The following is a 10,932-nucleotide window of genomic DNA, read 5'->3' as shown; positions in this document are numbered from 1 at the left end:
AAACGCTGGCCGGAGGAACGCACCACCTGGACCGGGGCCGCCCCGAAGCAGGCGGGCCGCCCCCGCCCGCCCCCCCCGTTCCTCGACCCAATTCGCCCCCGCCGCCCGCGCCCCCGGGCCCCCGGCGGGGGCCCCCCTCGCCGTATGTCCTGGTCGACCCGCGGCGCCCGCCGCGAGCTGACGCGAGGGGCACGAGATGACCTCACTCGACCACGCCGCCGCGCCCGATCAGGCCGAGGTGGACGCCTTCGCCGGGACGATGATCGAGATGCTCGACCACGCGAGCACCGCGCTGATGATCAGCATGGGCCACCAGGTCGGCCTCTTCGACACCATGGCCGCCAACCCGGGCGCGACCAGCAGGGAGCTCGCCGCGGCGGCCGGGCTGGATGAACGCTACGTCCGGGAATGGCTCGGCGCCGTCACCACCGCGGGCATCGTGCGCTATGACGCGCCGACCGGCACGTACACGCTGCCGCCCGCGCACGCCGCCAGTCTGACCAGGGCGGCGGGGCCGAACAATCTGGCTCGCGTCATGCAGTTCATCGCCCAGCTCGGTGAGGTCGAGCCCAAGATCGTCGAACGGTTCCGGGTGGGCGGCGGCCTGTCCTACGACGACTACGCCCGCTTCCACGCCCTGATGGCCGAGGAGAGCGCCGAGGTGTTCGACGCGGCGCTGATCGACGTGGTGCTGCCGATGTCGCCCGGCCTGACCGATCGGCTGCTGATGGGGATGGACGTGGCCGACATCGCGTGCGGCAGCGGTCACGCGGTGAACCTGATGGCGCGGGCGTTCCCGGCCAGCCGGTTCCGCGGCTACGACTTCTCCGCCGACGCGATCGCGGCCGGGCGCGCCGAGGCCGAGGCGATGGGCCTGACCAACGTGGAGTTCGTGGTGCAGGACGTCGCGGAACTGCACGCGCCCGAATCCTGCGATCTGATCACCGTGTTCGACGCGATCCACGATCAGGCGCATCCCGCCGAGGTGCTCGCGAACATCGCCGAGGCGTTGCGCCCCGACGGCGTCTTCCTGATGGTCGACATCCACGCGTCGAGCAGGCTGGAGGAGAACGCCGATCTCCCGCTCGGCCCGTTCCTCTACACCGTGTCGACGATGCACTGCATGTCGGTCTCGCTGGGCCAGGGCGGCGACGGGCTCGGCACGGTGTGGGGCGAGCAGCGGGCGCTGTCGATGCTGGCCGACGCGGGGTTCACCGATGTGCACACCCACCAGGTCGACGGCGATCCGCTCAACACCTACTACGTGGCGAGCAAAGGCTGAGGTCAGCGGTCGGCGGCAAGCCAGACGGCACTGTGCGGAGCCAGGGTGACGGTGGCGGAGGCGGGGCGGCCGTGCCATGCCGTGTCGTCGGCGGTGACGGCGCCGAGGTTGCCGATGCCCGAGCCGCCGTACTCGGCCGCGTCGGTGTTGAGGATCTCGCGCCAGCTCCCGGCCGCGGGCAGGCCGACGCGGTAGTTCGCCCTGGTGGAGCCGGAGAAGTTGAACACGCAGGCGACCGCGCCGCCGTCGGAGCCCCAGCGCAGGAAGGCGAAGACATTGGCGGCGCTGTCGTCGGCCTCGATCCAGGAGTGCCCGCCCGGCGTGGTGTCCTGACTCCACAGCGCCGGGTGTGCGAGGTAGGCGCGGTTGAGGTCGGCGACCATGGTCGAGATGCCCTGGTGCAGGGGGTTCTCCAGCTCGTGCCAGTCCAGGCCGCGGTCGTTGTCCCACTCGCGGAACTGGCCGAACTCCTGCCCCATGAACAACAGTTGCTTGCCGGGGTGGGCCCACATGTAGGCCAGGAGCGCGCGCACGCCACTCGCCCTGGTGAAATCGTCGCCGGGCATCCTGGTCCACAGGGTGCCCTTACCGTGCACGACCTCGTCGTGGCTGATCGGCAGCACGTAGTTCTCGCTCCACGCGTAGACCAGGGAGAAGGTCATCTCGTTGTGGTGCCAGGACCGGTGGATCGGGTCGCGGCCCAGGTAGCCGAGGGTGTCGTGCATCCAGCCCATGTTCCACTTCATGGTGAAACCGAGCCCGCCCACATCGGTGCCGCGGGTGACGCCGGGCCAGGTGGTCGACTCCTCGGCGACGGTGACCACGCCCGGGTACGTGCGATGCACGGTGTCGTTGAGCTCCTGCAGGAAGTCGACGGCCTCGAGGTTCTCCCTGCCGCCGTAGATGTTCGGCTCCCAGCCGCCTTCGGGCCGGGAGTAGTCCAGGTACAGCATCGAGGCCACCGCGTCGACGCGCAGGCCGTCGACGTGGAACTCCTCGATCCAGTAGGCGGCGTTGGCGACGAGGAAGTTGCGCACCTCGTTGCGGCCGAAGTCGAACACGTAGGTGCCCCAGTCGAGTTGCTCGCCGCGGCGCGGGTCGGGGTGCTCGTAGAGCGGGGTCCCGTCGAAGCGCGCCAGCGCCCACTCGTCGCGCGGGAAGTGCGCGGGCACCCAGTCGAGCAGGACGCCGATGCCGGCGTTGTGCAGGTGGTCGACGAAGTAGCGGAAATCGTCGGGGCTGCCGAAGCGGGAAGTCGGGGCGTAGTAGGAGGTGACCTGATAGCCCCAGGAACCGCCGAAGGGGTGCTCGGCGACGGGCAGCAATTCGACATGGGTGAAGCCTGTGGCGCGCACGTAATCGGCCAGCTGCTCGGCCATTTCGCGATAGCCGAGGCCGGGCCGCCACGAACCGAGGTGCACCTCGTAGACGCTCATGGGGGCGCGGGTGGCGTCGGTGGTGGCGCGGGCGTCGAGCCAGGCGCCGTCGGTCCACAGGTAGTCGGCGCGGGTGACCACCGACGCCGTCGCGGGCGGCACCTCGGTCGAAAACGCCAGCGGGTCGGCATGATCGACGACGCGGCCGTCGGCGCAGTGCACCCGGTACTTGTAGCGCGTGCCAGGCCCGACACCGGGCACGAACACCTCCCACACCCCGGACGAACCGAGCGCGCGCATCGGCGCCGAGGCGCCGCCCCACAGATCGAAATCACCGAACACGGTGACGCCCCTGGCATTCGGGGCCCAGACCGCGAACGAGGTGCCGTCGACGTCGCCGTCGAGGGTGGTGTAGTGGCGCGGGTGCGCGCCGAGCACCTCCCACAGCCGGGTGTGGCGGCCCTCGCCGATCAGGTGCAGATCGAATTCGCCGACCGTCGGCAGGAAGCGGTAGCCGTCGGCGGCGAGTACCGTCTGCCCGCCCGGATAGGTGGTGCGCAGGCGGTAGTCGTCGATCCGGGGATAGGGCAGCACGGCGGCGAAGACGCCGTGCCCCACCGATTTCAGCGGATGCTCCGACCCGCCGACCAGCACCGTCACCGTCTCGGCCTGCGGACGCAGCGCCCGCACGGCGGTCCCGTCGGGGTGGGGGTGCGCGCCGAGGACGGTGTGCGGGTCGGGGTGGGTGCCCGCCGCGAGCAGCATCAGGTCCCGGCGCTTCATCAGAAGCTCCGGCGGTGGGCCAGTGTGGCGCGGGCGGCGGCGGGCACGGCGGGCAGCGCCAGGATGTGCGCGACGGCGCGCGCGGGGTCCAGGCGCACGAAATTGTGCTGGCCCCAGTGGTATTCCTCACCGCTGACCTCGTCGAAGACCACCGGATGGTCGTGCCATTCGCGGCCGATCGCGGGCAGGTCGAGCGAGATGTGGCCCTGTTCGGCGCCGTAGGGGTTCAGGTTCACGATCACCAGGACCGCGTCACCGGAGGCCGGGTCGAACTTGGAGTAGGCCAGCAGCGCGTCGTTGTCGATGTGATGGAAGTGGATGCAGCGCAACTGCTGGAGCGCGGGGTGGGCGCGGCGGATCTCGTTGAGCCTGGTCAGCCAGGGCTCGAGCGATTCGCCCCTGGCCAGCGCGCCGGCGAAATCGCGGGGCCGCAGTTCGTACTTCTCCGAGTTCAGGTATTCCTCGCTGCCGGGACGTACCGCCTCGTGCTCGAACAGCTCGAACCCGGAGTAGACGCCCCAGGTGGGTCCGAGGGTCGCGGCCAGGACGGCGCGGATGGCGAACATGCCCGGCCCGCCGTGCTGCAGGCTCTCGTGCAGGATGTCGGGCGTGTTGACGAACAGGTTCGGCCTGGCCTCGTCGGCCTTGGCGGCCAGCTCGTAGCCGAATTCGGTGAGCTCCCACTTGTGCACGCGCCAGGTGAAATACGTGTACGACTGGCTGAAGCCGCGCCGCGCCAGGCCGTAGAGGCGCGCGGGGCGGGTGAACGCCTCGGACAGGAAGATCACGTCGGGATCGGTGCGGCGCACCTCGGCGATCAGCCACTCCCAGAAGTCCGCGGGCTTGGTGTGCGGATTGTCGACACGGAAGATGTTGACGCCGAGCGAGATCCAGTGCCGCACCACTCGCAGCACCTCGGCGTAGATCCCGTCGGGATCGTTGTCGAAGTTGACCGGATAGATGTCCTGGTACTTCTTCGGCGGATTCTCCGCGAAGGCGATGGTGCCGTCGGGCAGGGTGGTGAACCACTCCGGATGCGAGTGCACCCACGGATGGTCCGGCGCGCACTGCAGGGCCAGATCGAGCGCCACTTCCAAGCCGAGTTCACTTGCGGTGGAAACGAATTCGACGAAATCTGCCTCGGTGCCGAGCTGTGGATGGATCGCGTCGTGGCCGCCGTCGGCCGAGCCGATCGCCCACGGCGAACCGACATCGCCCGGCTCGGTGGTGAGGGTGTTGTTGCGGCCCTTGCGATTGATCTCGCCGACCGGATGGATGGGCGGCAGATACACCACGTCGAAGCCCATGCCCGCGATGCGCGGCAGCTCCCTGGCCGCCGTGGCGAAGGTGCCGTGTACGGGCTCGCCGTCGGCGTCGCGGCCGCCGGTCGAGCGGGGGAAGAACTCGTACCACGAGCCGACCAGCGCGCGACGGCGCTCCACGAACACCGCGTGCTGGGCGCCGCGGGTGACCAGCTCGCGCAGCGGCGTCGCGCGCAGGATCTCGGCGACCTCGGTGCTGAACGCGGGCGCCACCCTGGCGGGGAGCTGTTCGTCGCCGCGCAGGGCGGCCGCCACGGCGCGCAACCGTTCGAACTGTTTCTTGGGGACCGCCTGGGCGGCCCGGTCGAACAGGGCGGCGCCGATCTCGAGGTCGTTGGCGAGGTCGGCGGCGGACTGGCCGACCGCGAGCTTGGCCTCCACCGCCGAGCGCCAGGTGGCGATCGGGTCGCTCCAGCCCTCGATCCGGAAGGTCCAGGTGCCGGGCAGGTGCGGGGTGAACACCGCGTTGAAGACGTCGGGTTCGTATTCGGGCGTCATCCGGATGCGGGTGATCCGGGACGAGCCGGGCGCGCGCACGGCCAGTGTCGCAGCCACGGCGTCGTGGCCCTCGCGCCATACGACGGCGCGCACGGGGAACACCTCGCCCACCGCCGCCTTCGCCGGGCGGCCGCCGGGTATCGACGGGGCGATGTCATCGATGGCAATCCGGCCGGTCACCGCACAAACCTACTGGATCCGGCGGCCGGGTGGCGGCAGACGCACGCGTCCGGGCAGCCGCCGCCGACGCTATCCATTAGTGTTCGGCTGGTGAAGGCACTCCGTCGGTTCACTGTCCGTGCCCATCTGCCGGAGCGGCTCGCCGCGCTGGGCGAGCTGTCGACGAACCTGCGGTGGTCGTGGCACGGCCCGACGCAGGACCTGTTCGCCGAGCTCGATCCCGAGCTGTGGCGTTCCGTCGGCCAGGACCCCGTGCGCATGCTGGGCGAGGTGCCCGCGGCGCGGCTCGACGAGCTCGCCGCCGACCCCGCCTACACCGCGCGCGTCGACGCGGCCGCCGCCGGGCTGGCCGACTACCTGACCCGGCCGCGCTGGTTCCAGGAGCAGACCGGGACCACCGTCGCCGGCATCGCCTACTTCTCGATGGAGTTCGGCGTCACCGAGGTGCTGCCGAACTATTCCGGTGGGCTCGGCATCCTCGCCGGTGACCATCTCAAGGCGGCCTCCGATCTCGGGCTGCCGCTGATCGGCGTCGGGCTGCTGTACCGCTCGGGCTACTTCCGGCAGTCGCTCTCGGCCGACGGCTGGCAGATGGAGCACTACCCGGCACTGGACCCGCAAGGGCTGCCGTTGCGGCTGCTCACCAGCGACGGTTCGCCGGTGCTCGTGCACGTCGGGATGCCGGAGGGGCGGGTGCTGCGGGCGCGGGTGTGGATCGCGCAGGTCGGCCGGATTCCGTTGCTGCTGCTGGATTCCGATATCGCCGAGAACGATCCGGAACTGCGCGCGGTCACCGACCGGCTCTACGGCGGTGACCAGGATCACCGGATCAAGCAGGAGATCCTGGCCGGGATCGGCGGGGTGCGCGCGGTGCGGGCCTACACCAGGGCCAACGGCCTGCCCGATCCCGATGTGTTCCACATGAACGAGGGCCACGCGGGTTTCCTCGGTGTCGAGCGGATTCGCGAATTCGTCGCGGGTGGACTGGATTTCGACACCGCGCTGGCCACCGTGCGGGCCGGGACCGTCTTCACCACGCACACCCCCGTACCCGCCGGGATCGACCGGTTCCCGATGCCGCTGGTGCGCCGCTACTTCGGTGGCGCGCACGGTGAGTCCGAATCCGCGCTGCTGCCAGGTCTTTCCGTCGACCGCATCCTGGCCTTCGGGCGCGAATCCGATCCCTCGGTGTTCAACATGGCGCACATGGGTCTGCGGATGGCTCAGCGCGCCAACGGCGTCTCGCGGCTGCACGGTGAGGTCAGCCGGGAGATGTTCGCCGGGCTGTGGCCGGGCTTCGACGCCGCCGAGGTGCCGATCGGGTCGGTCACCAACGGCGTGCACGCGCCCACCTGGGCCGCGCGCGAATGGATCGACAAGGCCCGCGAACACGTCGGGCCCGAGCTGGTCGAGGAGGCGCGCGGCTGGGAGAAGCTCAGCGACGTGGACCTCGGTGAGCTGTGGTCGACGCGAAACACCCTGCGCGGCATCCTGATCGACGAGGTGCGCCGCCGGCTGCGCGAGTCCTGGCACCAGCGCGGGGCGGCCGAGGCCGAACTCGGCTGGGTCGACGAGGTCTTCGATCCGAACGTGCTCACCGTCGGCTTCGCCCGCCGCGTGCCCACCTATAAGCGCCTGACCCTCATGCTGCGCGATCCCGAACGGCTGCGCGCGCTGCTGCTCGACCCCGAGCGGCCGGTCCAGCTGGTGGTCGCGGGCAAGAGCCACCCCGCCGACGACGGCGGCAAGGCCCTGATCCAGCAGGTCGTGCGGTTCGCCGACGATCCGGCGGTGCGCCACCGCATCGTCTTCCTGCCCGACTACGACATGTCGATGGCCCGCTACCTGTACTGGGGTTGCGATGTGTGGCTGAACAATCCGCTGCGCCCGCTCGAGGCGTGCGGGACCTCCGGCATGAAGTCGGCGCTCAACGGCGGGCTCAACCTGTCCATTCGCGACGGCTGGTGGGACGAGATGTACGACGGTGAGAACGGCTGGTCCATCCCCACCGCAGACGGTGTCCGCGACGAGCACCGCCGCGACGACCTCGAGGCCGCCGCGCTCTACGAACTCGTCGAGCGCACCGTCGCGCCCCGCTTCTACGACCGCGACGCCGCCGGCGTGCCGGTCCGCTGGACCGAGATGGTGCGCCACACCCTGCAGACCACCAGCCCGAAGGTGCTGGCCTCGCGCATGGTCCGCGATTACGCCGAGCTGTACTACGGACCGGCGGCCGCCGCCTTCGGCCGCGCCGGCGCCGACGAGTTCGCCGGTGCGGCGCGGGTCGCGGAGTACCGCAGGCGCGTCGAGGCGGCCTGGCCCGCGGTACGGGTCGCCCAGGTCGACAGCTCCGGGCTGCCCGACACCCCGGTGATCGGCGCCGAACTGGAACTGCGCGCGCGGATCGAACTCGGTGGTCTCGCGCCCTCGGACGTGGTGGTGCAGGCGGTGCTCGGCCGGGTGTCACCGACCGACGACCTCTCCGACACCACCACCGTCGAGATGACGCACACCGGCTCCGAGGAGGGCATCGAGCGGTACGAGGTGCGCTCGCCGGTGCCACTGTCGGGCGCGGTCGGCTACACCGTGCGTGTGCTGCCGCACAACGTCTTGCTCGCCTCGGACGCCGAGCTGGGGCTGGTGGCGGTGGCGGGCGCGTGACCTGCGCTGTATCGGGCGTCGCGGGTTATTCGATTCAGTGAACTTTCCGCTAACGTTCCCTCGCATCCTTCTTCTTTGAATCCGCGGACTGGAGAGTCATGGCCAGCGATCTCGTAACCCGCGCCAGACGGCGCATCGACGGATACTTCGGTGTCACGTCGAGCGGGTCCACCTATCGGCGCGAGATCATGGCGGGCACGGTCACGTTCCTCGCGATGTCCTATGTGCTGGCGGTGAATCCGTCGATCCTCGGTGACGAGGGCGCCCTGGGCGACAAGGGCATTCCGATGCAGGCGGTGTTCACCGCGACGGCGGTGGCCGCGGTGTTCGGCACGCTGGTGATGGGCATCTGGGCGCGGTACCCGATCGCGCTCGCGCCCGGCATGGGTCTCAACGCGTTCTTCGCCTACACGGTCGTGCTCGGCATGGGCATCCCGTGGCAGGTCGCGCTGTCGGGCACGCTGGTCTCGGGCGTGATCTTCTTCGTGCTCGCGATCACCAAGATCCGGGAGAAGATCCTCAACGCCATCCCGCTGCAGATGAAATTCGCGGTCGGCGCCGGTATCGGGCTGTTCGTCGCGTTCCTCGGGTTGAAGAACGCGGGCATCGTCGTCAACAGCGACGCGACCCTGGTCACCCTCGGCGATCTCACCGCGGGCACCACGCTGCTGGCGATCTTCGGCCTGGTGATGACGGTGATCTTCCTGGTGCGCGGCTGGCACGGCGCGGTGCTGTACGGCATCGTGGCGACCACGATCCTCGGCATCGTCACCGGGCTGGTCGACCTTCCGAGCGGTATCGCGGAACTGCCCAAGGGGCTGGATCAGACCTTCGGTCAGGCGATCATCCACCTGCCCGATGTGTTCACCGGCGAGATGATCGTCGTGGTGCTCACGGTGTTGTTCGTCGACTTCTTCGACGCCTCGGGCACCCTCATCGGCGTCGCGAACCAGGCCGGACTGCTGAACAAGGACGGCACCCTGCCGCGCGCGGCGAGCGCCCTGGCCGCCGACTCGGTCGGCACCACCGCGGGCGCGATCATCGGTACCTCGACCACCACGGCGTACGTGGAATCGACGGCGGGTGTGTCGGCTGGCGGCCGGACCGGTTTGACCGCGGTGACGACGGCGGGCTGGTTCCTGCTCGCGATGTTCTGCTATCCGATCTTCTCGGTGATCGCCGGTTCGGCCGAGATCACCGCGCCCGCGCTGATCGTGGTCGGCGTGTTGATGTCGCGCGCGCTGGGCGATATCGACTGGCAGCACCTCGAGTACTCGGTGCCCGCCTTCCTGACCGTCATCATGATGCCGCTGACCTATTCGATCGCCAACGGTCTGGCCATGGGCATGATCTTCTACCCGATCGTGATGGTCGCCAGGGGCCGGGCCAAAGAGGTCCATCCGGCGATGTGGATTCTGATGGTGCTGTTCCTCGGGTACTTCGCATTCCTCGTCGAGTAGGTGTCCGCACCATAGGTATGCCTATACTTAGGCTAGCCTAGCCAAGCTCGAAGGAGATTTATCCATGAAGCGCTCGCTCTTCGCCGCCTCGATGGCGGTTGCCGCCCTGTTCGCGCCGGTCACCGCGGCCGTCGTCGCCGCCCCCGCCGCCATCGCCGCGCCGGCCACGCCGTCGCCCGGTGAGTTGCAGGGCAAGCTGCAGGCCGCCATGAACGGCTCCGGTGCCGAGCTCGAGTCCGGCAACGCGGGCAGCCTGGCCGTGGTGCGCGACACCGTGAACCGCATCCCCGGGTACAGCTGGGATGTCTCGGGTCCGGTGACCGTCGACGGCGACACCCTCTCGGCCACCCTGAACAGCCGCCTCGGCGACTACACCTACCCGATCCCGGTGACCTGGAAGGACATCGACGGCACCTGGAAGCTGTCGCAGGAGTCGGAGAGTGAACTGGTCAGCTACGCGACCATGGCTTGGTGACCTGTCACCAATAAAGGCCGCCCCGTTTCGGGGCGGCCTTTTCGTCTTTTCGTGACCAGCGTCACAGAACTCGGGGCGGGCTCGTGAAATAGTTGGCCCGGGCCCAGGGTTGTGCACGGACAGGCAACCGGACCGTGGTCCGGTTGCGGGCATGTATCGAATCGCAGATGAGGACACGATGACCGACACCGCTACCCGCACCACTCCCTCGACAATCACCACGAAGACCGTCGACGCGCTCGATGCCAGCGGCATCGGCCTGCTCGTCCTCCGCGTCGGCTTCGGCGGTCTGATGGCCGCGTACGGCGCTCAGAAGCTCTTCGGCTGGTTCAACGGCCATGGCCTGCAAGCCACCCAGACCGGTTTCGACGCCATGGGTTACAACCCCGGGGCGCTCTTCGGCACCCTGGCCGGGCTCACCGAGCTGGTCGGCGGGCTCCTGCTCGTCGTCGGACTGTTCACCCCGCTGGCCGCCGCCATCGTCCTCGGCACGATGATCAACGCGATCAACGTGCTGTGGAGCGGCGGGCTCTTCCCGGCCGACCCCACCGTGACCGGCTTCTCGACCCCGCTGCTGTTCGCCGTCGTCGCGGCGGTGCTCGCCTTCACCGGCCCGGGCGCCTACTCGCTCGACGCCGGACGGCCGTGGGCGCGCCACGGCGTCGTGTGGGGTGCGGCCGCGGTGGCGCTGGCCGTCGTCACCGCGGTGCTCACGCTGATCCTCAAGTGGGCGCTCTGACAGCTGGCGGCAGACGTCGCGGGGGGGGGGGGGGGGGGGGGGGGGGGGGGGGGGGGGGGGGGGGGGGGGGGGGGGGGGGGGGGGGGGGGGGGGGGGGGGGGGGGGGGGGGGGGGGGGGGGGGGGGGGGGGGGGGGGGGGGGGGGGGGGGGGGGGGG

The 10,932-nt window shown here is 70.1% G+C and carries 7 protein-coding genes; 5 read left to right on the top strand and 2 right to left on the bottom strand.

Annotated elements, in window-relative coordinates; genetic code table 11:
• Positions 1 to 196: 196 nt before the first annotated feature.
• Entirely contained in the window at positions 197 to 1,282 is a 1,086-nt protein-coding gene (locus QH270_RS17185; protein ID WP_280343340.1) for a class I SAM-dependent methyltransferase, read from the top strand.
• Between the two features lie 2 nt (positions 1,283 to 1,284).
• On the opposite strand, the gene glgB is transcribed toward QH270_RS17185, so the two are convergent.
• Both glgB and QH270_RS17175 read right to left on the bottom strand, forming a co-directional pair.
• Positions 1,285 to 3,441 (bottom strand): 1,4-alpha-glucan branching protein GlgB, encoded by a 2,157-nt coding sequence (glgB, locus tag QH270_RS17180; RefSeq protein WP_280343337.1) that lies wholly within the window; start codon positions 3,439 to 3,441, stop codon positions 1,285 to 1,287.
• Positions 3,441 to 5,441, bottom strand: a complete 2,001-nt coding sequence (locus tag QH270_RS17175; RefSeq protein ID WP_280343334.1) for an alpha-1,4-glucan--maltose-1-phosphate maltosyltransferase — start codon at positions 5,439 to 5,441, stop codon at positions 3,441 to 3,443. Before QH270_RS17175 ends, glgB begins: the two co-directional genes overlap by 1 nt.
• A 90-nt stretch (positions 5,442 to 5,531) precedes the next feature.
• On the opposite strand from QH270_RS17175, the gene glgP reads away from it, so the two are divergent.
• From glgP to QH270_RS17155, 4 genes are all read left to right on the top strand, one after another.
• On the top strand, positions 5,532 to 8,102 hold the full coding sequence (glgP, locus tag QH270_RS17170; RefSeq protein WP_280343331.1) for an alpha-glucan family phosphorylase: 2,571 nt from the start codon (positions 5,532 to 5,534) through the stop codon (positions 8,100 to 8,102).
• 98 nt (positions 8,103 to 8,200) lie between these two features.
• Positions 8,201 to 9,562, top strand: coding sequence for an NCS2 family permease (locus QH270_RS17165; protein WP_280343328.1), 1,362 nt, complete (start codon positions 8,201 to 8,203; stop codon positions 9,560 to 9,562).
• Positions 9,563 to 9,626: 64 nt separating this feature from the next.
• A complete protein-coding gene (locus QH270_RS17160) occupies positions 9,627 to 10,037 on the top strand; it encodes a hypothetical protein (RefSeq protein WP_280343325.1) in 411 nt (136 codons plus the stop codon).
• Positions 10,038 to 10,215: 178 nt separating this feature from the next.
• Positions 10,216 to 10,776: a DoxX family protein gene (locus QH270_RS17155; RefSeq protein ID WP_280343322.1), complete on the top strand. Its 561-nt coding sequence runs from the start codon at positions 10,216 to 10,218 to the stop codon at positions 10,774 to 10,776.
• Positions 10,777 to 10,932 lie beyond the last annotated feature (156 nt).

It is taken from the genome of Nocardia neocaledoniensis (assembly GCF_029868625.1).
GTDB classification, from domain to species: domain Bacteria; phylum Actinomycetota; class Actinomycetes; order Mycobacteriales; family Mycobacteriaceae; genus Nocardia; species Nocardia neocaledoniensis_A.
The sequence above is the reverse complement of the archived record's forward strand: the minus strand, read 5'-3'. Positions and strand labels throughout refer to the sequence as shown.

Excerpts from the sequence above, each read along its gene's own strand:
- QH270_RS17185 (WP_280343340.1), top strand. The coding sequence starts at position 197 with ATGACCTCACTCGACCACGCCGCCGCGCCCGATCAGGCCGAGGTGGAC.
- glgB (WP_280343337.1), bottom strand. The coding sequence starts at position 3,441 with ATGAAGCGCCGGGACCTGATGCTGCTCGCGGCGGGCACCCACCCCGAC.
- QH270_RS17165 (WP_280343328.1), top strand. The coding sequence starts at position 8,201 with ATGGCCAGCGATCTCGTAACCCGCGCCAGACGGCGCATCGACGGATAC.
- QH270_RS17160 (WP_280343325.1), top strand. The coding sequence starts at position 9,627 with ATGAAGCGCTCGCTCTTCGCCGCCTCGATGGCGGTTGCCGCCCTGTTC.
- QH270_RS17155 (WP_280343322.1), top strand. The coding sequence starts at position 10,216 with ATGACCGACACCGCTACCCGCACCACTCCCTCGACAATCACCACGAAG.